Raw genomic sequence first — 22,178 nt, 5'->3', positions numbered from 1 at the left:
TCACATGGGCGACAAGCACGTCGTGAGGTTCGAACCCGTCGGCATCGAGATCGAGGTCGACGAGGACCAGACGATCCTGCGCGCAGCGGCCGAGCAGGGCGTGATGCTGATGCACGGCTGCAAGGAGGGACAGTGCGCGTCCTGCAAGTCGTTCGTCCTGGACGGTGAGGACATCGACCTGGACCGCTACAGCACCTTCGCGCTGCCGGAGTACGAACTGGACGAGGGCTACACGCTGCTGTGCCGGGCGCACGCCTTCGAGGACCTCACGATCGAGCTGCTCAACTACGACGAGGACATGATCCGCTCGGGTCTGCCGATCCAGGAACGGACGGCGGAGGTCGTCGCGATCACCCCGGTGACGCACGACCTCCGGCACCTGGTGCTGAAGCTGTCCGAGCCCGGCGAGCTGAAGTTCTTTCCCGGGCAGTACGTCGACATCGCGGTGCCGGACGCCGGCGAGGAAGGGGCCAGCCGCTCGTTCTCGATGGCGAACACCTCCAGCCGGGAGAGCGGGCAACTGGAGTTCGTGATCAAGGTCTACCCGGGCGGGATGTTCTCGGAGTTCCTGGACCAGCGACTCCGGGTCGGTGACCGGTTGGACCTGACCGGACCGTTCGGGGTGTTCACCCTCCGGGACAATCCGGACGCCCGGCTGGTCTTCCTCGGCGGCGGGGCCGGGATGGCGCCGATCCTGGCCCTGCTGCGGTCGATGGCCGAACGCGGGATCGACCGGCCGACGACGTTCTACTACGGGTCCCGGACGCAACTCGACCTGTGTTTCGAGGAGGAGTTGCGCGAGCTCGAGCAGCGGCTGCCGCGGTTCCGGTACGTGCCGGCGCTGTCGGAGGAGGACTGGGACGGCGAGAGCGGACTGATCACCGACGTGGTCCGCCGGCTCGAGCCGGACCTGACCGGGGCCGACGCCTACGTGTGCGGTCCGCCGCCGATGGTCGAGGCGGCGATCCCGCTGCTCGAACGGCTCGGTGTCGCGACGAAGCACATCTACTACGACAAGTTCACCACGACCGGCGACGCCGGTGACTCGAAGGTGCTGGAGGCAGGAAGCCGATGACTACCACACAAGACGCAGCGCCGGATTCTTCTGGAAAGATCGAACGCAGTGTTCCCAAGCCGGTCTTCACCGATGCCGAGGCGGGCGCACGCGAGTTCCCGGACTCGAACTCCCGGCGGTACAACTACTACACGCCGCAGAAGCGCAAGCAGACCCACTACGAGGACGTCACGGTCGACGTACAGCCCGATCCGCGGCACTATCTCACCCAGGGCTGGCTGTACGGCTTCTCCGACGGCCGCGGCGGCTACCCGCTGGACTGGACCGTGCTGAAGGCGTGGGGCTCGGACAAGCCCAGCCCGCAGCGTGGACCGGGCACCGGCGGCCTGGTCGTGAAGGACTGGCCGGCTACCGGTTGGCACGAGTTCCGCGACCCGAACGAGGAGTGGGAGCTCACCCTCTACCGGTACAACTCGAACGTGGTCCGCCAGGTCACCCAGAACGTCGAGGCCGCGAAGGCGTCCAAGGCGTTCGAGCAGTGGAACACGAACTGGGTCCGCTTCGTCGAGCAGCACGTCGGCGCCTGGATGCACGTCGACCACGGGCTCGGCCTGTACCTGTACGCGAACGCGAACCGGCGCGCACCCACGAACATGCACAACAACGCGATCTCGGTGAACAGCATGCACCGGATCCGCGCCGCCCAGGACCTCGCGCTGTACAACCTCACGCTGTCCGAGGAGATCGAGGACTTCGACGGAAGTGCGCACCTGGAGACCTGGAACAACGATCCGGCCTGGCAGGGCGTGCGCGACGTGGCCGAGCAGCTGACCGCGATCGACGACTGGTGCGAGGCGATCTTCGCCGCGAACGTCGTCTTCGAACCGCTCGTCGGCGAACTGTTCCGCAGCCAGCTGGTGCAGCAGGCCGCCCCGCGCAACGGCGACTTCGTCACTCCGACGGTCGTCGGCGCGGCGGAGTACGACTTCGCCGAGCGCGATCTGCGCTACACGACGGCGATGTTCGAGCTGCTCACCAACGACAAGGAGTTCGCGGACCACAACAAGTCGATCCTGCAGGACTGGGCGTCGAAGTGGACCGCGCTGTCGCTGTCCGCGGCCCGCACGCTGCAGCCGCTGTGGTCGCAGCCGGACGCGAAACCGCCACGGTTCGAGGACGGCCTCGACCGGGTCAAGAGCCGGTTCGGCGGCATCCTCGGCACGCTGAGCCTCGAAGAACCGAAGGAGTTGGGACTGTGACCACGCTCAAGGCAGTCGTCGAGAGCCCCTTCAAGTCCGACAGCACGGCGTCCAACAAGTGCGGTGTCACGCTGATGAACAACCAGATCGGCGCGGTCGTCGCGGAGGTGATGAAGGACTACGACAACGTCACCGTGACGCCGCTGCCGTCGATGATCCGGGTCGACGCGATCGGCCGGATGGACTTCATCTACGACGACATCTCCGAGGCGCTCGGCGAGGAGCCGGGGTACTTCGACCAGGCCGAGTTCGAGGAGAACATGTCGACCCACTACGGGCGCATGGTCCACCTCGACGACCGGACGATCATGTTCGCCAACCCCGAGGACGCCGCCGACTACATCGGCTTCGACCTGACCGCCAGTAGCTGACCGATCGGAGGTGTCGGAGTGTACGAGAAGAACGGTGAGAAGTACTTCGTGGTCGACAGCCACATGCACATGTGGAAGGCCGGCCCGGACAACTGGGTGAAGGGTGCGGAGCAGTACGCGAAGGGCTGGATCGAGTGCTTCCACGCGTACCAGAGCCTCGGCCCGAAAGAGACCCACTGGACGATCGAGAAGTTCATGAGCTACACCGAGGACGACCTGATGAAGGACGTCTTCGAGGACGGCTACGTGGACGTCGCGGTCTTCCAGCCGACGTACCTGAAGGAGTGGTACACGGAGGGTTTCAACACCACCGAGCAGAACGCCAACCTCGGCGAGAAGCACCCGGGGATGTTCGTCCTGAACACCCGGTTCGACCCGCGGGACGGTGACGCCGGCCTGGAGGAGCTGGCGGCGAACGTCGAGCGGTACGGCTCGCGGGGCGTCAAGCTCTACACGGCCGAGTGGAACGCCGGCTCACGCGGTTACAAGCTGACCGACCCGGCGGCGTACACCTACCTCGCCAGGGCGCAGGAGCTCGGGATCAAGAACATCCACGTCCACAAGGGCCCCACGATCTGGCCGCTGGACAAGGACGCGTTCGACGTCTCCGACGTGGACCACGCCGCGACCGACTTCCCCGAGCTCAACTTCATCGTCGAGCACGTGGGCCTGCCGCGGATCGAGGACTTCTGCTTCATGGCCACCCAGGAGCCCAACGTGTACGCCGGTCTGTCGGTCGTCATCGGCGGGCTGATGCACGCGCGGCCGCAGTTCTTCGCCAAGGTGATGGGCGAGCTGCTGTTCTGGGTCGGCGAGGACAAGATGACGTTCGGCAGCGACTACGGCATCTGGGAGCCGAAGTGGCAGATCGAGGGCTTCGTGGACTGGGAGTTCCCCGACCAGCCGGAGTTCGCGGACTACCCGCGGCTCGGGGCGGACGGGAAGAAGAAGATCCTCGGGCTGAACGCGGCCAAGCTCTACGACATCAAGGTGCCGGACGAGCTGCAACTGAAGGAGGAGACACCCGCCGCACAGGACGACTCGAAGCTGGTTGCGTCGTAATGACGGCAGTGTTCACGGAGAAGGACCGGGTCCTGGACGCACTGGGTGCGGTCCGGGACCCGGAGCTGGACGAGCCGATCACGACGCTCGGATTCGTCTCGACCTGCGTCGTGTCGGCCGCCGGTGACGCAGTCGTGCGGTTGCGGCTGCCGACGTACTTCTGTGCGCCGAACTTCGCGTTCCTGATGGTCGCCGACGCGTACGACGTGGTGTCGGCGCTGCCCGGCCTGCGGTCGGTCGACGTCGCGCTCGAGGACCATTTCGCCGCGGCCCAGATCAATGCGGGGGTGGCGGCGCGGGCGGGGTTCGTCGCCTCGTTCGACGGCGAGGCGGCGGCGGAGCTGGACGAGTTACGCCGTACGTTCGTCGCCAAGGCGGTGCTGGCCGGGACCGATCAGGTCTGCCGGCCCTTTGTTGCGTCTGGCACCGACCCGGCGGAGGTCGCGCGGCTGACGATCGCCGACGTGCCGCCGTCGGCCGAGCTCGACCGGCTGCTGCGTCGCCGGGCCGAGCTCGGGCTGCCGACCGGCCCCGAGGCACCGCTGCTCGTCGACGTCGGGACCGGCGAAGCCGTCGCCGCGCCCGCGGCGGCGCGGCACCTCGGGCTGGCCCGGCTGACCCGGACCGGGATCGAGGCCAACACCGGTATCTGCAGGGGCATGCTGAGGCACCGGTACACCGAATCCGGTGCGGGCGAGGAGGAGCAGGGATGAAGGCCGTTCGACTGCACGGGTACCACCAGCAGCCAGTGGTCGAGGACGTACCGGAACCGGTCGTCAAGGGCCCGCTGGACGTCATCGTCAAGATCGGCGGCGCGGGCGTGTGCCGTACCGATCTGCACATCATCGAGGGTCAGTGGGACGCGGCGATGCATCCGTCGCTGCCGTACACGATCGGCCACGAGAACGCCGGCTGGGTGCACGAGGTCGGCTCGGCCGTCACCAACGTGCAGGTCGGCGACACCGTCATCCTGCACCCGACGCCGACCTGCGGTCTGTGTCATGCCTGTCGCGCCGGCGACGACATGCACTGCGAGAACAGCTCGTTCCCGGGTCTGGACAGCGACGGCGGGATGGCGGAGTACCTCCTCACCTCCGCCCGCGCCTGCGTGAAACTCGACCCGAGCACGCGACCGCAGGATGTCGCGGCGCTCGCCGACGCCGGCATCACGGCCTACCACGCGGTCCGGAAGGCTCTGCCACTGTTGCCTCCCGGTACGACGGCCGTGGTGATCGGCGCGGGCGGCCTGGGGCACATCGGCGTCCAGTGCCTGGCCGCGTTGACGGCGGCGCGGATCATCGTCGTCGACCGCAACCCCGACGCGCTCAAGCTGGCCGAGCAGCTCGGCGCCGACCAGACGGTCGTTGCTGACGGCAAGCAGGTGGAGAAGGTGCTGGAGCTGACCGACGGGGCCGGCGCCCACGTCGTGCTGGACTTCGTCGCCGAGCAGGGCGCGGAGCAGGACGGCTTCGCGATGACCAGGCCGGCCGGCTCGTACTTCGTCATCGGGTACGGCGGCCAGATCCAGATCCCGACCCTGGACATCATCTCGACCGAGCGGAACATCGTCGGCAACATCGTCGGCACGTTCAACGAACTGGCCGAGCTGATGGCGCTCGCACAGGCCGGCAAGGTCACGCTGCACACCCGGACCTACCCGCTCGACGCGGCCGCCGACGCGGTCGCCGATCTCGACGCCGGCCGAGTTCGCGGCCGCGCAATCCTCGTGCCGTAACAGGACCATTTTCCGGAGGGATTGAGATGGCCAAGGAACTAAGATTTGGTGAGTCGGCCCGTGATCTGCTGCTCGCCGGCGTCGACCAGCTCGCGGACGCGGTCAAGTCCACATTAGGCCCCAAGGGCCGCAACGTGATCCTGGAGAAGATCACCGGGTCGCCGGTGGTCACCAACGACGGCGTGACGATCGCCCGCGAGATCTTCCTCAAGAACCAGTTCGAGAACATGGGCGCCCAGCTGGTCAAGGAAGCCGCGATCAAGACCAACGACATCGTCGGCGACGGCACCACCACGGCGACCGTGATCGCGCAGGCCATCATCCGCGAGGGTATGCACGCGATCGGCTCCGGCGGGAACCCCGTTCTGGTGAAGCGGGGTATCGACCTGGCCGTCGGCAAGCTGGTCGACCGGCTCCGCGAGGTCGCGCACCCGGTCGTGACCGAGCAGGACTACGCGCGGGTCGCGGCGATCTCGGCGAACGACGACGACATCGTCGGCGCGGTGATCGCGAACGCCCTGCACACCGTCGGCGACGGCGGCATCGTGACGGTCGAGGAGTCCTCGATCAACGGGATGGGCGTGAACTTCGTCGAGGGGTTCGAGTTCGACAACGGGTACCTGTCGCCGTACATGGTGACCGATCCGGGCAGCCTGCAGGCCGTGCTGGACAACCCGTACATCCTGTTGTGCAGCGAGAAGATCACCAAGGTCCAGGAGATCATGCCGCTGCTCGACAAGATCATGCGCGAGCCGCGTCCGCTGGTGATCATCGCCGAGAGCCTCGAAGGTACGGCGCTCAGCATGTTGGTGCACAACCACGTCAACGGGCTGTTCCAGTGCGTGGCGGTGAAGGCGCCCGGGTTCGGCGACCGGCGGCTGCACAAACTGGAGGACATCGCGGCGATCACGGGCGGCGCGGTCTACAGCCGGCACTCCGGGTTCAGCCTCGAGACGATGACGATCGACCAACTGGGCCGCGCGGACCAGGTGCGGGTGACGGCCGACCGTACGGCGATCGTCGCGGGCACCGGGCACGACAAGGACGTGGCGTTCCGGATCGCGCAGCTGCGGTCGGAGCTCGAGCGGGCGACGTTCGGTGTCGACGAGGACGTCCTGACCGAGCGGATCGGCGCGTTGTCGGGCAAGGTCGCGGTGATCCGGGTCGGTGCGCCGACCCCGGCCGAACTCAAGGAGCTCCAGCACCGGGTCGAGGACGCGCTGTCCGCGACGCGGGCCGCGATGGCCGAAGGGATCGTCGCGGGCGGCGGCATGGCCCTCCTGCATGCCGCGTCCGCCCTCGACGGTCTGGACGTCAAGGGCGACTACAAGACCGGCGTCGACATCGTGCGGCGGGCGCTGCGCGAACCGGCGTACCTGATCGCCGCGAACGCGGGGTACTCCGGCGCCGAGGTGCTGGAGCGGACGTCGCAGATGGGAGTCGACGAGGGCTTCGACGCGCTGGACGGCGTGTACGGCAACATGCTCGCGATGGGCATCATCGACCCACTCAGGGTGGCGCGTTCGGCCTTGCAGAACGGCGCGTCGGTGGCCGGTCTTCTGTTGACGACCAACACCCTCATCGCGGAGGAGCAGACGCCGTGGGGTGGCAGTCCCGCCCTGATGACGGAGTACGGCGCGCTGGACGAGGGGCTGCACCAGCCGAGCCCCGACTCCAGCACGCCGCAGTCCCTCGGCCTCGGGCCGTCGGTCGGCTAGCAGTGCGGTGGAGTGGCTGGGGGTCGTTCGGAGACCCCCAGCCACTGGGTCACGTGAAGATACTGACGCCACCCGGGCCGACCAGCAGGCCGATGATGATCAGGGCTGCGCCCCACATCACCTGGCCGCGGAACAGCGAGACAATGCCGGACACGACGAGGATCACCGCGATGATCCACAGGATGAATGCCATTCTTCCTTCCCTTCGTGCTTTGCGATCCCCGTGGCGCCGCTCCAGTGCCCGGGCCGGCGCCGCGCAAACCCCGCCCCGCTTGACGAAACGCTCGTATGAAACAGGTCGTGCAACCCTGCTGGGGTGCCGCGAGCGCCACTGGTGGTGATGCCCATCGGTGATCAGAGGTGCGGCCTTTTTGACAGATTTGATCAGATTTCTCTTGCCTGAGGTGGGCCGCTCGGGGTGAGATGTCCAGATGACGCAGACGCGGGCCGCGGGCGCGGTGGACGGGCAGGGGTTCTCGTACCGGCCGTTCATCTGGCTCGCGGTCGCGACGTTCTCGATGGGGATCGACGGGTACGTGCTGGCCGGTCTGCTCCCGCAGATCGCCGGCGACCTGAGCGTCACCGCGGCGGCCGCCGGCCAGCTGATGTCGGTGTTCGCGTTCACCGCCGCGCTCGCCGGTCCCGTGCTCGGAACATTGACGTCACGATGGGAACGCCGTACGACGATCGCGCTGGCGCTGGCCGTCTTCGTCCTCGGCAACCTGGTCGTCGGGATCGCGACGAACTACCCGATCGCCCTGGGCGGCCGGGTGATCGCGGCACTCGGCGGTTGCCTGCTGAACGCGGCTGTCACGGGGTACGTGATCGCGCTGACGCCGCCCGAGCATCACGGCAAGGCGCTGTCGTTCGTCCTCGGCGGCTGGATGACCGCGACCGCCCTCGGCGTACCGATCGGCCTGGTGATCGGGCAGTCGAGCTGGCGGTTCCCGATGATCATGGTCGCGGTGGTCGGCACGATCGCACTCGTCGGCATCCTGCTCCGGCTCCCCCAGTTGCATCTGCCCGGCGGATCGCTCGTCGACCGCCTGCGCCCGCTCAAGCAACCACGGCTGCTCGCCGGGCTGCTCGTCACCACCGGCATCTTGTGCAGCAGCTACACGTGCTTCACCTACGCCACGCTGATCCTCGGCCCGCACTTCCACGCGCACTGGGCGATCATCCTGATCATGTTCGGGTACGGCGTCTCGAGCATGGCGGGCAATGCGATCACCGGCCGGCTGGTCGACCGCTTCAGCGCGATCCGCGTGCTGACCGTGGTCCTGATCGGCCTGCTGCTGAACTCGATCGTCGGCATGGTCGCGCTGATGTTCGCACCGGCCGTCGTGGCCGCGGTCTGGGGCCTGGTCTGGTTCTTCTCCGCGGGCGTCGGCAACGGCGGCGGCGCCGTACCCCAGCAGGCCCGCCTCGCCACGATGGCGCCGGACTCGGCGACGATCGTGATCGCTCTGAACGGCAGCGCGATCTCGCTCGGCTCGGCCCTCGGCAGCGCCCTCGGCGGCGTCGCCCTGACGGCCGGCGCATCACCGAACGGCCTGCTCGGCGTCGCCGGCATCATCCTCGCGATCACCGTCACCCTGCACGCCTTGGTAACCCGCGCAAGCCACCGCGCCACCACGGCCTGAGAGCGGTGGGCCAGGTTAGCGCCAGCCGCGGCGGGCGGCTTGGAGGCCGGCTTGGAAGCGGCTGGTGGCGCCCAGCTCTTCCTGCACCTGAGCGATCCGCCTACGCAAGGTCCGGCCGCTCACGCCGAGCTGACGGGCGATCGCCTCATCCTTCATCCCGCTGGCCAGCAGGTTGATGAGGGTCGTGTTGGGATCCGCGTTCTCGGCCAGCCGCAACGGCGTGGCCTGACTCCACAGCTGGTCGAACAGGACCTGCAGCGCACTCGTGAGCGCCGAGTCGGACACGACGACGGCTCGCGGCTGCGCCGGTGTCGACGGCCCGCCGGCCAGCGGCAAGATCGCGGTAGTGCCGTCGACGATCAGCAGCTTGACCGGCACCTGCGGCAGCACCCGGGACTGCTCACCCCGCTCGGCCATCGACCGCAACCGGTCCACCCACCCCGGGTGGTCGAGCACCTCGGCCGCATAGATCGAGCGGAACCGCACGCCACGATCGAGCAGGGCCAGCTCCGCGCCCGACACCTGAGCGCTCCCATCAGCGACGTACGGCGGGGTGTCCGTCCCGACCGCCTGCTCGGTAGCGCCGCGCAGCATGTCGTCGATCCGCGCCTCGATCGCGTCCCGGCCGACCGCGATCTCGATCAGCCGGCTCGGCTCCGCCTGCAACTGCCCGGCGCTGAACTCGCGGGCGAGCTGATCGGTCATCGCCGCAACGCCGTCCAGCGCGGCCCGCCGCTCGCGGACCAGCATGCCCAACCCCGACCGCGGATCGACCGGCGCCGGCGAGGCCTCCGATCCGCTCCGCACGAGCCCCGCCGCGACGAGCCGGTCAACAGCCTGCGTCACCGCTTCGTCCGGCAACTCGAGAAGCTCACCGAGTTGGCCCACCGGCAGACCCGGATCACGCAGGAGCTGCCGATAGACCTGAGCGTCGATTCCTGACAGCCCAACCGCTTCCCAATCAGCCACTTGACGAGCGTAGTTGGCCGGGATCGGCGTTTGGCCGGAATGGGCGCCGTAATCGCGAGATCTGGGCTTAGCGTGTCCCAGGAAACGTCGCCTGTCCGAGGAGTGAACTGTGCGTCTGCATGCTGGCCGCAAGACGATCGCGCTGGTGGGCACCATCGGCACCGTCGTCGGCGCGCTTCTGGTCGGTTCCGGGGCCGACGTCGCGACCGCCGATCCCACCGAGCCCGCCTTCGCTCCGCAGTCGATCGTCTGGCCGACCCAGACCGACGGCTACGTGCTCGGCGGCGTCGCCTGCGGCACTGAAACCAGTACTGAAACGGGTCCTGGAACCGATCCTGCGCCCTGCCCGGCCGAGGTGCTTGCCACGCATAACGGCGGCAAGACCTGGGTCGCCGCCGGCCGCACACACAACGGGCTGGCGAAGAGCGGCGAGCCGGGCCTGACCAGCCTGCAGTTCGCCGACGCGAAATTCGGTTGGGCGTACGACCCGTACCTCGAGGTCACCAAGGACGGCGGCAAGACCTGGACGCAGATCCCGGTGCCCGGCGGTGAGGCCAAGGTCCTCAACCTGCTCGCCGCCCCCGACGGCACGTACGTCGTCACGTCGGGCTGCGAGATCGGCACCGGCATCTGCGACGACCGCCCGCTGAAGGTCTGGCGCGCACCCGCCGGCAAGTCCACCGGGTGGAAGCAGCTCGACGTCCAGGTGGCCGCCGACGATCACGTCGCCATGGACGCCGAAGGGTCGACGGTCTACTTCCTGGCCGCGCCGTTCGTCGGCCCCGGCCGCCTGTCCACGATCCGCAACGGCTCGGTCCGGCCGACCAGCACGGTCACCTGCGCCGACGCCGAGGACGCCACGATGACCGACCTCGCGACCAACGGCCCCGGTCGCGTCTTCGTCCTCTGCATGGCGAATTTCGGCCGCGGCCACTCCGACAAGACCCTGCTCGTCTCAGGCGACGGCGGGAAGACCTTCCGGTACGACGCCATTCCTGGCGGGCTCGGCCTGGCCGGCCAGCTGTCGGTCGGACCGGACGGCGCGGTCATGCTCTCCACGCTCACCGCGAGCCTCGTCTACAACCGGCCGACGCTGTCGAAGTCGTGGCGCATCGACCAGGAATGGCTCGAGAACAGCGAGCACATCCATGACCTGGTCCAGCAGAACGGTACGACGGCGTGGGTCGTCGAGCGCGATGCGGCGTACACCCAGAACACGCAGCTCTGGGTGAGCCATGACGCCGGCGCGAGCTGGCAGCAGACCACTCTCGTCCCGGCGTGACGCCGATCCCTTCAGGAGAAGAACAGTGATCTCATTGCGCCGGTTGGCGGTCCCGCTCGCCCTGCTCCTCGTCGCCGGTTCGACGACGGCCGCGGCCGCGGATACCCAGGAACCCCCGAAGGTGGTCGCGAGCTGTGACCAGAACGTGAAGCCCGGCGAGTACACCTGCTTCGCGCAGCGGCGGGCCGATCTGGGCTTCCGCGCCAAGGCGCTCGGCGGTGCGCCGGCCGGGTACGGCCCGTCCGACCTGCAGTCGGCGTACAAGTTGCCCTCAGCAACGGCGGGCCAAGGGCAACGGGTCTACATCGTCGACGCGTACGACGACCCGAGCGCCGAGGCCGACCTGGCGGTCTACCGTCAGCAGTTCGGCCTGCCGGCCTGCACGACCGCGAACGGCTGCTTCCAGAAGCTCAACCAGGACGGGCTCCCGAGCCCGCTGCCCGCGCCGTCCCGCTCGTGGTCCGGCGAGATCTCGCTCGACCTCGACATGGTGTCGGCGATCTGCCCGAACTGCGGCATCACGCTGATCGAGTCCGACTCTCCCAGCGACGACCTGCTCAGGGCAGTGAAGACCGCGAACGACCTCGGTGCCAAGTTCGTGTCGCTGAGCTGGGGCGGACCGGAGTCGTCCGGCCTGGCCGAGCTCGACAAGCTGTACTTCAACCCGAGCGGTGTCGTGTACACGGCGTCCACCGGTGACTACGACTACGACGCCGGTGTCTCGTACCCCGCCAGCTCCTCAGCCACGACCGCGATCGGCGGTACGACGCTGACCAAGGACGACTCGTCCCGCGGCTGGACCGAGACGGTGTGGAACAACGGACCCGGCCAGGGCACCGGGTCGGGCTGCTCGAGCACGATCGCCAAGCCGAGCTGGCAGTCGGTGATCCCGGGAGCGACCTGCCCGAAGCGCGCGATCGCGGACGTCTCCGCGGTCGCCGACCCGGCCAACGGTGTCGCGGTCTACCAAACCACCGGAGGCTCCGGCTGGGCCGTGTACGGCGGAACCAGCGCGGCCGCCCCGGTCATCGCCGCCACCTACGCACTTGCCGGTGACCCCGCTCCGGACTCCCGTCCGGCCGGATACCCGTACGGGGCCACCGGCAACCTCAACGATGTTGTCGAAGGCAACAACGGTGAGTGCACGCCGGCTCCGCTGTGCGCGGCGCAGCCCGGCTGGGACGGTCCCACGGGCCTCGGTACGCCGATCGGCACCCGCGCCCTGACCTCGCCGACCAAGGCCAACCGCGTCACGATCTCCGCACCGACCCAGCAGTTCACTGCGGCCGGCGAGGTCGTCGCACTGCGGGCGCGCGCAGCGGACTCGGGCCACGGCCTGGTGAGGTTCTCGGCGACCGGTCTGCCCGCAGGACTCCAGATCGACGCGCTGAGCGGGATCATCTACGGGCGACCGACCACACCGGGGACCTATTCGGTGACGGTGACAGGAACCGACTCCACCAAGGCGCGTGGCAACACCGTGATCAGCTGGGTAGTGAGCACCCGGAACAACGCCGTGGCCAACGGGGACTTCGAGTCCGGCACCGGTGGCTGGGCGCAGACTCCGGACGTGATCCGTGCCGACGGTCAGTACGGCCACGGCGGGCTCGGATACGCGTGGCTCGGCGGGACCGGCACGACGCACACCGACTCGCTGAGCCAGCGGGTGAGCGTTCCCTCGTTCGGGCATCCGACTCTGAGGTTCGCCCTGCGCGTCTCAGGCGGCGATGACGTGCTCCAGTTGACCGTTGACGGTCACGCGGTGAAGACCTTCAGCCGGAGTACGTCGTCGTACGTGACGCAGTCCGTCGACCTCACGCCGTACCGGGGGAAGGCCGTCACGCTGGCCTGGACCAGCACGGAGAACGAAGGGGCGCCGACGACGTTCCTGCTCGACGACGTCTCCGTGAACTAGAATTCGGCCATGGCCGAAAAGCTACGGATAGTGCTGGCGGCGACGCCGTCGTTCCGCGACATGGTGTTCGGGGCGACGAGCGTCGGGCGGCTGGAGGCGCTTGGGGACGTCGTCGTACTCGATGATCCGGGGGACGCGACGGCGTTGACGGCGGCCTTGCCCGGGGCCGACGTACTCATCACGTCGTGGGGTGCGACGCCACTGACCGCCGAGGTGCTGGATCACGCGGAACGGTTGCGGTTGATCGCGCACAGTGCCTCGTCGGTGAAGCATTTCGTCACCGACGAGGTCTTCCGGCGTGGACTGCGGATCACCCAGGCGGGGCAGGCGATGGCGGAGCCGGTAGCCGAGGTGTCGCTCGCGTTCACGTTGAGCCTGCTGCACCGGATCCAGCGCTTCGACCACCAGATGCACGACGGTGCGTGGCGGGACGATGCGCCGCCGCAGCACGGGCTCAGGTCGTCGCGGATCGGGGTGGTCGGGGCCTCGCGGACCGGCTCCGAGTACATCCGGATGCTGGTCGCTCTCGGCGCAGAGGTGGTCGTCTACGACCCGTATCTGACCGACGAGCGCGCAGCTCAGCTCGGCGTACGCCGGACCACGTTGGACGAGCTGCTCCGCACCAGCAGGGTCGTCGCCCTGCACGCACCGACCCTGCCCGAGACCCACCACCTGATCGGCGCCCGCGAGCTCGCCCTCATGCCGGACGGCTCGTCCCTGGTCAACACCGCCCGCTCGTGGCTGATCGACTCCCCCGCGCTCCTCGCGGAACTTCGAACGGGCCGGATCGACGCAGCGCTGGATGTGTTCGACGAGGAGCCGCTACCGGCCGACAGCCCGTACCGGACCCTCGCCAACGTGCTGCTGACTCCACACCAGGCTGCGGCGACCGTCGAGTGCTATCTCGAGATGGGCGACATCACCGCCGACGAGATCGAGCGCTTCGCAGCGGACGAGCCGCTCAAGTACGAGCTCACCGAAGACGCGCTCACGCGCATGGGCTAACAGACGGTTGCCGACGCCGTCCGCACGGCCTGGCGGTGCAGGACGTCCAGGTGGTGGCGCGCCTCGCCGGTCGCGGTGGACACGACGAGCGAGATGTCGCAGCGGAGACCGGTCTGGCGAAGGTGGTCGACGCGGACCAGTTCGGCCAGCAGTTGGGTGGCCAGCGCGTCGAGCTTCTCACGGATCACGTTGAGGTCGGGCCCGCTGGTCGGCGCCTTGTCCGGGTGGGCGGCCCAGTACGCCAGCAGACCGCGCTGAACGACCTTGCTCGCATCGATCTGCGCCTGGAAGAACGCCGCGGTGGAGTCCGGGTCGATACCCAGCTGAACAGCGGACCGGCGAACCGAGTCGAGGATCTGCTGCTCACGGACCGGGTCGTCGACCGGCTTCCCGCTGAAGTACTTCGACGCCGCGACGTCGTCACCGATCAGGATCCGCTGGATCATCAACTCGGTCAGCCCGTCGAACGTCGCCGGCCGGGTCTCGTGAACACCAGCCGGCGCACTCGGCACAGTCGGCACAGTCGGCACAGTCGGCACAGTCGGCACAGTCGGCACCGTCGGCACAGTCGGCACCGTCGGCATGGTCGGCACCGTCGTTGCGTTCGCGGTCGGTGCAAGTAGCGCGAATCCGCCGACCGTGCTCGCGGCCACGGCTCCGGTGATCAGCTTTCGCAGCACGTTGTTCCACCCTCTCCAGTGACAGTCCAGGACGGCTCGCGACTGTACGCCGCACGGGGTGCACGCCTGTCCACTTGAAAATCTCGAACCCATCCGGCCTGCGAGTGGCTCCGAAGTACCGGTGTCAGCCAACCTCGTCAGGAAAGAGATGACGTCATGTCCAAGCACCTCACCCGCGCCGGTCTCGCCCTCAGCGCGCTGGCACTCGCCGTGACCGCGTCCGCCTGTGGTGGTTCCGACGACAGCAGCAGCTCATCCAGTGCACCGGCCAGCGCCTCCAGTACTCCGGTCGCGAGTGCGACCCCGTCGATGAGTAACGCCTCGAGCGACCTGGTCGGCCCTGGTTGCGCCGACTACGCGAAGGCCAACCCGAGCGGCGCCGGCTCGATCGACGGTATGGCAGCCGCACCGGTGGCCACCGCTGCCTCGGGGAACCCGCTGCTGAAGACCCTGGTCGCGGCCGTCTCCGGCAAGCTGAACCCGAAAGTCGACCTGGTCTCCACGCTCAACGGCGGCGAGTTCACCGTCTTCGCCCCGGTCGACACGGCCTTCGCGAAGGTCCCAGCCGCTACCGTGAACACGCTCAAGACCAACAACGCGCTGCTGACCAAGATCCTGACGTACCACGTGGTCGCCGGTCAGCTCGACCCGTCCGCGGTGGTCGGCACGCACGCGACCGTCGAGAAGCAGACCGTCACGGTCACCGGCTCCGGCGACGCCCTGAAGGTTAACGGCGCGAACGTGATCTGCGGCGGAGTACGGACCGCGAACGCTACGGTGTACCTGATCGACTCCGTGCTGATGCCCCCGGCAAGCTGACCGTGAACGAACCCACTTCGCTTCCCTGGCCCGTCGGATCGCCTGCGCGATCCGACGGTGACCTGCTCGCGCTGACCGCGACCGGTGACACGGCCGCGTTCAGCGCCCTCTACGACCGGGTCGCCCCCTGGGTGTTCGGCCTGGTACGCCGGATCCTGCGCAATCCGGCCCAGTCGGAGGAGGTCACGCAGGAAGTCATGATCGACGTCTGGCGCACAGCCACCCGGTACGACGCCGACCGCGGCTCGGCGCATTCGTGGATCCTCACGATCGCGCACCGCCGGGCGGTCGACCGGGTGCGTTCCGAGCAGGCCGCGGCGGACCGGACCGACCTGGCCGGCGCCCGGTCCGCCGAGGTCGATTTCGACCAGGTCGCGGACACGGTCAGCACGCGCCTCGAGGCCGAGCAGGTACGGCGTTGTCTCGGATCGCTGAGCGAGCTCCAACGGGAGTCGATCGAGCTGGCGTACTACAACGGTTACACGTACCCGGAGGTCGCCCAGCAACTCGGCGCCAAGCTTCCGACCATCAAGGCGAGAATGCGCGACGGCCTGATCCGCCTCCGCGACTGCCTCGGCACCACGGAGGGGCAAAGGTCATGACGGATCCCGACGTACACACCCTGACCGGCCCGTACGTTCTCGACGCACTGCCCGAGGACGAACGGGTCCGCTTCGAGGCGCACCTGGCCGAGTGCACGTTCTGCACCACCGAGGTCGCCGAACTGCGACAAGCCGCGGTCAAGCTCGCCACTCAGGTCTCGACCCCACCGCCACTCGGGCTGAAGGCGAACGTGATGGCGGCGATCGAGGACGTTCGCCAGTTGCCCCCGCAGGTACCCACTGCGGCCTCGACACCGAAGGCCCAGCGCTTCACCCGGCGCTCGGTACTCACCCTGGCCGCGGCGGCGCTCGCGGTCGGGGCTGCCGGCGGGGTCGCGGTCGACCAGTACCACGATCGGTCCGCCGCCGAGCGCGCCAACCAGCAGATGGCAGCCGTACTGGCCCAGCCCGACGCCCGCACCGTCCACGGCACGGTCGAAGGCGGCGGTCAGGCCACAGTCGTCCTGTCCACGAAAGCCGACAAGTCGGTCGTCGTACTCCGCGATCTTCCGAAACTGCCGAAGGACCACACCTGGCAACTCTGGATGATGGACCCCGCCAACAAGGCCACCTCAATCGGCCTCTCCACCGGCGACATCACCCAGGTGGTCAACGGCTCAACCACCGGCATGGCAACCTTCGGCCTGACCATCGAACCCGAAGGCGGCTCCCGCACCCCAACCCTGCCCGCAGCAGCCGTGGTCCCCCTGACCTAGCCCGAGCGCTGAAAACTTCTTCTCATCGCGGCGATGAGTTCGGGCCCTGGCGCCGGTCTGTACTGGTGTGAAGCAATCTTCTGCACGAATGACAGGTCAACAACGATGGGTTCTAGGGCTGACCTCCTTGGGGTCGGTCATGGTCGCGTTGGACACCCTCGTGGTCGCTGCTGCCCTGACCACGATCCGGAGCGACCTCGGCGCGTCGGCCGAGCAGCTCGAATGGACGGTCAACGCCTATGGATTGAGTTTCGCGATGCTTCTGATGACGGCCGCCGCGATCGGCGACCGTCTGGGCCGGCGACGGACGTATGCGGCCGGGCTGGCGCTGTTCACCGCTGCATCCGTCGCCTGTGCGCTAGCCACGACGCTGCCGTTCCTGATCGCGGCCCGGGCCGTGCAGGGCGTCGGCGCGGCGATGGTGATGCCGTTGGCGATGGGCCTGCTCGGCGCCGCGTTCCCGCCGGAGCGTCGCGGGCAGGCGATCGGGGTGTTCAGCGGCGTGACGGGTATCGCCGTACTCGGTGGACCGCTGATCGGTGGCGCGGTGACCGAGGGGTTGTCGTGGCAGTGGATCTTCTGGATCAACGTGCCGATCGGGGCGGTCGTGATCGCGTTGGTGCTGGCGAAGATCCCGGAGAGCACCGGGCCGGCGAGGCGGCTCGATCTGATCGGCGCGGTGCTGATCAGTCTCGCCGTACTCGGGCTGGTCTGGGGCACGGTGCGTGGCGAGTCGGCAGGCTGGACGAGTGCCGAAGTACTCACCGCGTTCGCGATCGGGGTCGTGATGCTGCTGGCGTTCGGGCTGTGGGAGCGGCGGACCGATCACGCGATGGTGCCGCTGGCGTTCTTCCGCAACCGGACGTTCACGGCGGCGAACTCGGCCGGCTTCTTCCTCACCGCCGCGCTGATCAGCGCAGTCTTCTTCCTCTCGCAGTACATGCAGGCCGAGCTCGGATCGGCGCCGTTCAAGGCCGGTCTGCAGCTGCTGCCGTGGACGGCGACCTTGTTCGTCGTCGGACCGATCGCGGGCCGGCTGGTTGATCGCGTCGGTGAGCGACCGCTCGTCATCATCGGTATGGCGCTACAGACGATCGGCATGCTCTGGCTGAGCCGAGGCGCCGATCAGTACTACGAACTCATTGCACCGCTGGTGATCTGCGGCTGCGGGATCTCGTTGGCGATGCCCGCCGCCCAGAGCGCTGCGATGTCCGCGCTACCACGGGAGGCCGTCGGGATCGCGTCCGGTATCTACAGCATGAACCGTCAGCTCGGTGGCGCGGCCGGAGTCGCCGTACTCGGCTCCGTCTTCACGGCGGCCGGTGGCTACACGGGTGACGGATTCGAGCGGGCGCTCGCGGGTGGCGGCGTACTGTCGTTGCTCGGGGCACTCTCGGGGTTCGCGATCGCGGCGCGGCGCCGTCGTACCGGGACCGACGACCACGTCGACGAGTTGGTGGTGGAAGGAGTCTGATGGACCTCGAGGAGGAGTTCGCACAGCACCGCGGCGAGCTGGTGGCGCACTGCTACCGGATGCTCGGCTCGCTGCACGACGCCGAGGACGCGGTGCAGGAGACCTACCTGCGCGCCTGGCGGGGTCATGCGGACTTCGAGCACCGTTCGTCGATCCGCACCTGGCTGTACCGGATCGCCACCAACGTGTGCCTGAACCTCCTCCAGCACAGCAGCCGCCGGGTCGTTCCGTCGGCGCTGGGTGCCCCGGGCAACGACCCGGAGGACCTGCACGCGCAAGCGCTAGAGGTGCCGTGGCTGGAACCGTTCCCGGATCAGTTGCTCGGGGCGGATCCGGCCACGGTGGTCGGCGATCGGCAGAGCTTGCGTCTGGCCATGGTTGCCGCGATGCAACATCTCCCGCCACGGCAACGGGCCGTACTGATCCTGCGCGAAGTGCTCACTTGGCCGGCTGCGGACGTCGCATCGTTGCTCGACACAACGACCGCGGCGGTCAACAGCTCGTTGCAGCGGGCGCGCGCCGAGCTGGCCCGGCTGAAGCCCCGCGAGGACGAGCTGCGCGAGCCGCACGAGCCACTGCGGCGGGCTCTGCTCGACCAGTTCCAGGCGGCGATGGAGAGCAAGGATCTCGTCGTACTGGAAGGGCTTTTCACCGAGGACGCGCGATGGGAGATGCCGCCCATCCCGACCTGGTTCAGCGGGCGTTCCGACGTACTGCGGCTGCTCGACTCGAAGCTGCGGGCCGGTCAGGATCGACGGGCCCTGGTCGAGACGTCGGCGAACGGTCAGCCGGCCTTCGCGCTCTACATCCGCGGCACGGACGACCAGTACCACGCGCACTCGATCAAGGTGCTGACGCTGACTCCGGCGGGCATCTCGTCGGTGCTCGCCTTCCACCAACCTGCTTTGTTCCCCGCCTTCGGGCTGCCTTTGATCCACAGGAGCTGATTTCGATGTCCTTGGCAACTACTCTGCGGGAGCTGCATGTTCCCGGTACTCCGCTCGTCGTACCGAACGCCTGGGACGCGGCGTCGGCGCGCGTTATCGAAGCGGCCGGTTTCGGCGCGGTCGCCACCAGCAGCAACGCCACGGCGGCGATCCTCGGGTACGACGACGGCGAGAACGTCCCGGTCGACGACGTACTCGCCGCCACGACCCACATCGCCCGCTCGGTGTCCGTGCCGGTCACGGTCGACTTCGAACGCGGCTACCGGCTCGCACCGGCCGAGCTGGTCGAACGCTTCCTCGCCACCGGCGCCGTCGGCCTGAATCTCGAAGACTCCGATCCCGCGACCGGGAAGATGGTCGATCCGGCCGAGCAGGCGGACTTCCTCGCCGCGGTGCGGGCCGCGGCCGGGGATGAGCTCGTCGTCAACGCCCGGATCGATGCCTTCATCCGCAAGGCCGGATCGGCGGAGGAACAGTTACAGACCGCGCTCGATCGCGCGGACCGCTACCTGGCCGCGGGCGCGGACTGCGTGTACCCGATCGGCGTCGGCGAACTCGACCTGATCGCCACGCTGACGACGCAGATCGACGGCCCGGTGAATGTCGCGTACGGGCAGGGGGCGCACTCGATCGCCGACTACACAGCGCGAGGCGTGGCCCGGATCAGCTTCGGCCCGATGTTCCAGCGGCATCTGTACGGCGTGTTCGCGGGCGCGGTCCTGCCGGCGTTGCAAGCGGACCGGAATCCGTTTGCCGGTTGACCACCCCTTGTGTGCGATCTCGCGGATCGGGTACTACGGCGTTGGTAGGGCAAGGCAACCATCGAGAGAACGGGGAAACACGATGGGCATGTTCGACAACATGAAGGACAAGGCCGGCGACCTGGTCGACGACCACGGCGACAAGGTCGGCGAGGGTCTGGACAAGGCCGGCGACTTCGCCGACGAGAAGACCGGCGGCAAGTACGGCGACAAGATCGACCAGGGCACCGACGCCGCCAAGGACCAGTTGGACAACCTCGACGGGGAGAACGACGACATCCCGGACAACGAGTCCTGAGCCGCCGGACCAGGTGATCGGTTAACCTCTCGGCTCGCCCGTTCGCCCCCTGTATCCGCGGGGCGAACGGGCCCTCCCGGGCTTGACCCCCGCCTACGTTCAGCGCCAGATGACGGCTTCGATCTCGCGGCGCTGTTCGGAGAACAGACCGTTGTCAGCGGCCTTCGTCAACAGTTCCCGGAGGTCGGCCTCGAAGGCGGCCAGCTGCGACCCGAGCTGATGCGGCGTCGAGCTCGAGAGGGAGAACACCGCGGCGACGACATCGTCCACGGTGCGCTCCTCGATCTCGTTGCCACCGACGACCAGCCGCGTCGGTCCGCGGTACCCGGCGGCGCGCATCACCGTCTCCTCACCCGGCCGCGTTCCAGCGGGCAGCACGCTCTTACCGGCACGGCGTACCGGGCCGAGATACCGCGCCACCAAGCCCTCTATCGCCTTCCACGGCGGCCGCGGATGGGGTAGATCGTTCGTCCCGTCGATCCCGCGATGGGTCGTCGCGCCGACATGAACCCACGCACCATCGGGCTCCAGCATCCCGCGCACCCGGTCCGCGACCAGCGCCTGATCCATCCAATGGAAGGACTGCGCGAACGACACGACCTGGAAGGTCCCGAGCTCCCCCGGCAGTTCCTCCGCGCGCAGCTGCTGCCATTTCACATTGCTCAGCTTCTGCTCAGCGGCCCGCGACGCCGCCACCTCGACCATCTCACCGTCCGCATCCATCCCGACCGCTTCCGCGAAGTACGGCGCCAACAGCAACGTCAGCGAACCGGGACCACAGCCGACGTCCAGTAACCGCCCGCGACCGTCCAGGCCCAGCTCGTCCCGGATCGCCTCTCCCAACGCCACTGGGTAAGCCATCCGTCCCACCGCGTAGTGCCGAGCGCTCCCGGCGTACAAACTCGCATCCCACTGCCAGTCCCAGTCGTTGTTCACCGGGCGAGGCTACCGACCACCCCGAACGAGGCGCACACTCTTTGTGGGGGAAGGAGGGGCTCATGTGGTCATCCGACGGATGGGATGTGCGCACCCGGCTCGGAGTATTGATACCGCACGGCGACGTAGGACCCGAGTCAGAACTGCAGGCGATGGCACCGGACGGCGTGGGCATCCACTCGGCCCGCGTGCCGTTCGGCGGGATGGCGGCCGGCGGAGCGATGGATCCGACGATCCCGCTGGCACCCGTCCAGGCCTTCGTCGAGCCACCCGCGATCGACGAAGCCACGGCCCTGCTGGCCGCAGCACCGATCAATGCCATCGGCATCGGCTTCACCAGCTCGTCGTACGTCGGCGGCCCGGACGGCGAACGCAAGGTCGTCGATCGCTTGACCGAACGCGCCGGCATGCCGGTGGTCGCTCCGTGTGCCGCCGCCGTCGCCGGATTCGGTGCACTAGGCATCGATCGAATCGCGTTGTTCGACCCACCCTGGTTCGACTCCGAACTGGACCGCTACGGCGCGGAGTACTTCCGGTCCCAGGGCCTGGAGGTCGTGCTGCACGCCTCCTGCGAACTACCGAGCAACCAACGCAGCATCAACCCGTCGGAACTCTTCACCTGGATCGTCCGGCACACTCCCGCAGACGCAAATGCGGTCTTCATCGGAGGCAACGGCTTCCGCGCAGTCGGCATAATCGCCGCCTTGGAAGAGGATCTGCGGATTCCGGTGGTGACCGCGAACTCCGCATTGCTCTGGGGCTTGCTCCAGGCCGCCGGTAGCGGGGCCCGCCCGGCCAACTACGGCCGGCTCTTCGGAGTGCCGTAATCACCCACACTCAGGTAACACTCAGCTGGTAGGCAGTAACCTCGAAAGGGGTGCATTTAAAGGGATTTGCGTCGTAGGCTTACTGCCCCAAGGGGATGTGGGGAGCTGCAGGGGGGAACTGCACGATGCTGGATTTTTGCCTGG

General features: G+C 68.2%; 23 protein-coding genes. 19 read left to right on the top strand and 4 right to left on the bottom strand.

What is annotated here, in order from left to right:
• Positions 1–22: 22 nt before the first annotated feature.
• Genes AB0J62_RS20550 through groL form a run of 7 tightly spaced genes read left to right on the top strand, consistent with a single transcriptional unit; the run spans position 23 to position 7,160 of the window.
• Entirely contained in the window at positions 23–1,075 is a 1,053-nt protein-coding gene (locus tag AB0J62_RS20550; RefSeq protein WP_363873018.1) for a 2Fe-2S iron-sulfur cluster binding domain-containing protein, read from the top strand.
• Positions 1,072–2,274: a hypothetical protein gene (locus tag AB0J62_RS20545; RefSeq protein ID WP_363873015.1), complete on the top strand. Its 1,203-nt coding sequence runs from the start codon at positions 1,072–1,074 to the stop codon at positions 2,272–2,274. The genes AB0J62_RS20550 and AB0J62_RS20545 overlap by 4 nt, the downstream gene beginning before the upstream one ends.
• Entirely contained in the window at positions 2,271–2,645 is a 375-nt protein-coding gene (gene mimD / locus AB0J62_RS20540) for a propane 2-monooxygenase effector subunit MimD (protein WP_363873012.1), read from the top strand. The genes AB0J62_RS20545 and mimD overlap by 4 nt, the downstream gene beginning before the upstream one ends.
• Positions 2,646–2,663: 18 nt before the next feature.
• On the top strand, positions 2,664–3,707 hold the full coding sequence (locus tag AB0J62_RS20535; protein ID WP_363873009.1) for an amidohydrolase family protein: 1,044 nt from the start codon (positions 2,664–2,666) through the stop codon (positions 3,705–3,707).
• A complete protein-coding gene (locus AB0J62_RS20530) occupies positions 3,707–4,420 on the top strand; it encodes an iron-sulfur cluster assembly protein (RefSeq protein ID WP_363873006.1) in 714 nt (237 codons plus the stop codon). The genes AB0J62_RS20535 and AB0J62_RS20530 overlap by 1 nt, the downstream gene beginning before the upstream one ends.
• A complete protein-coding gene (locus tag AB0J62_RS20525; protein ID WP_363873003.1) occupies positions 4,417–5,442 on the top strand; it encodes an NAD(P)-dependent alcohol dehydrogenase in 1,026 nt (341 codons plus the stop codon). The genes AB0J62_RS20530 and AB0J62_RS20525 overlap by 4 nt, the downstream gene beginning before the upstream one ends.
• A gap of 26 nt (positions 5,443–5,468) precedes the next feature.
• A complete protein-coding gene (groL, locus tag AB0J62_RS20520; RefSeq protein ID WP_363873000.1) occupies positions 5,469–7,160 on the top strand; it encodes a chaperonin GroEL in 1,692 nt (563 codons plus the stop codon).
• 49 nt (positions 7,161–7,209) lie between these two features.
• Here groL and AB0J62_RS20515 read toward each other — a convergent pair whose 3' ends face one another.
• Positions 7,210–7,353: a GPGG-motif small membrane protein gene (locus AB0J62_RS20515; protein WP_166678160.1), complete on the bottom strand. Its 144-nt coding sequence runs from the start codon at positions 7,351–7,353 to the stop codon at positions 7,210–7,212.
• A gap of 238 nt (positions 7,354–7,591) precedes the next feature.
• Between AB0J62_RS20515 and AB0J62_RS20510 the strand changes: the two genes are divergently transcribed.
• Complete coding sequence (locus AB0J62_RS20510; protein ID WP_363872995.1) at positions 7,592–8,803, top strand: MFS transporter; 1,212 nt, start codon at positions 7,592–7,594, stop codon at positions 8,801–8,803.
• Between the two features lie 15 nt (positions 8,804–8,818).
• Here the strand turns inward: AB0J62_RS20510 and AB0J62_RS20505 are convergent, their stop codons facing one another.
• Positions 8,819–9,772, bottom strand: a complete 954-nt coding sequence (locus AB0J62_RS20505) for a MarR family transcriptional regulator (protein WP_363872992.1) — start codon at positions 9,770–9,772, stop codon at positions 8,819–8,821.
• Positions 9,773–9,881: 109 nt separating this feature from the next.
• Between AB0J62_RS20505 and AB0J62_RS20500 the strand changes: the two genes are divergently transcribed.
• The 3 genes from AB0J62_RS20500 to AB0J62_RS20490 are packed head-to-tail and all read left to right on the top strand — an operon-like array spanning position 9,882 to position 13,974.
• A complete protein-coding gene (locus AB0J62_RS20500) occupies positions 9,882–11,054 on the top strand; it encodes a hypothetical protein (RefSeq protein ID WP_363872989.1) in 1,173 nt (390 codons plus the stop codon).
• Between the two features lie 25 nt (positions 11,055–11,079).
• Entirely contained in the window at positions 11,080–12,969 is a 1,890-nt protein-coding gene (locus tag AB0J62_RS20495) for a putative Ig domain-containing protein (protein ID WP_363872986.1), read from the top strand.
• A 9-nt stretch (positions 12,970–12,978) separates the two neighbouring features.
• Positions 12,979–13,974, top strand: coding sequence for a hydroxyacid dehydrogenase (locus AB0J62_RS20490; RefSeq protein WP_363872983.1), 996 nt, complete (start codon positions 12,979–12,981; stop codon positions 13,972–13,974).
• On the opposite strand, the gene aroQ is transcribed toward AB0J62_RS20490, so the two are convergent.
• Entirely contained in the window at positions 13,971–14,654 is a 684-nt protein-coding gene (gene aroQ / locus AB0J62_RS20485) for a gamma subclass chorismate mutase AroQ (RefSeq protein WP_363872980.1), read from the bottom strand. The two genes, AB0J62_RS20490 and aroQ, sit on opposite strands and share 4 nt — an antisense overlap.
• Before the next feature lie 156 nt (positions 14,655–14,810).
• On the opposite strand from aroQ, the gene AB0J62_RS20480 reads away from it, so the two are divergent.
• The 7 genes from AB0J62_RS20480 to AB0J62_RS20450 all read left to right on the top strand — a co-directional run bounded on the left by AB0J62_RS20480 (position 14,811) and on the right by AB0J62_RS20450 (position 20,271).
• A complete protein-coding gene (locus AB0J62_RS20480; RefSeq protein ID WP_363872977.1) occupies positions 14,811–15,473 on the top strand; it encodes a fasciclin domain-containing protein in 663 nt (220 codons plus the stop codon).
• Between the two features lie 2 nt (positions 15,474–15,475).
• Positions 15,476–16,075: an ECF RNA polymerase sigma factor SigK gene (gene sigK, locus AB0J62_RS20475; protein ID WP_363872974.1), complete on the top strand. Its 600-nt coding sequence runs from the start codon at positions 15,476–15,478 to the stop codon at positions 16,073–16,075.
• Positions 16,072–16,791, top strand: a complete 720-nt coding sequence (locus AB0J62_RS20470; protein ID WP_363872971.1) for an anti-sigma factor — start codon at positions 16,072–16,074, stop codon at positions 16,789–16,791. Before sigK ends, AB0J62_RS20470 begins: the two co-directional genes overlap by 4 nt.
• A gap of 139 nt (positions 16,792–16,930) precedes the next feature.
• Positions 16,931–18,265, top strand: a complete 1,335-nt coding sequence (locus AB0J62_RS20465; RefSeq protein ID WP_363872968.1) for an MFS transporter — start codon at positions 16,931–16,933, stop codon at positions 18,263–18,265.
• The gene (locus AB0J62_RS20460; protein ID WP_363872965.1) at positions 18,265–19,212 is read left to right on the top strand and encodes a sigma-70 family RNA polymerase sigma factor; all 948 of its coding nucleotides are present in this window, start codon (positions 18,265–18,267) and stop codon (positions 19,210–19,212) included. The genes AB0J62_RS20465 and AB0J62_RS20460 overlap by 1 nt, the downstream gene beginning before the upstream one ends.
• Positions 19,213–19,217: 5 nt before the next feature.
• Entirely contained in the window at positions 19,218–19,973 is a 756-nt protein-coding gene (locus AB0J62_RS20455; RefSeq protein WP_363872962.1) for an isocitrate lyase/phosphoenolpyruvate mutase family protein, read from the top strand.
• Positions 19,974–20,055: 82 nt separating this feature from the next.
• Positions 20,056–20,271: an antitoxin gene (locus AB0J62_RS20450; RefSeq protein WP_363872959.1), complete on the top strand. Its 216-nt coding sequence runs from the start codon at positions 20,056–20,058 to the stop codon at positions 20,269–20,271.
• A 99-nt stretch (positions 20,272–20,370) separates the two neighbouring features.
• Here the strand turns inward: AB0J62_RS20450 and AB0J62_RS20445 are convergent, their stop codons facing one another.
• Entirely contained in the window at positions 20,371–21,207 is an 837-nt protein-coding gene (locus AB0J62_RS20445) for a class I SAM-dependent methyltransferase (protein WP_363872956.1), read from the bottom strand.
• 62 nt (positions 21,208–21,269) lie between these two features.
• On the opposite strand from AB0J62_RS20445, the gene AB0J62_RS20440 reads away from it, so the two are divergent.
• A complete protein-coding gene (locus AB0J62_RS20440; RefSeq protein ID WP_363872953.1) occupies positions 21,270–22,034 on the top strand; it encodes a maleate cis-trans isomerase in 765 nt (254 codons plus the stop codon).
• The last annotated feature ends 144 nt before the right edge of the window (positions 22,035–22,178 follow it).

Source organism: Kribbella sp. NPDC049584 (assembly GCF_040675555.1).
Lineage (GTDB): Bacteria > Actinomycetota > Actinomycetes > Propionibacteriales > Kribbellaceae > Kribbella.
The sequence above is the reverse complement of the archived record's forward strand: the minus strand, read 5'-3'. Positions and strand labels throughout refer to the sequence as shown.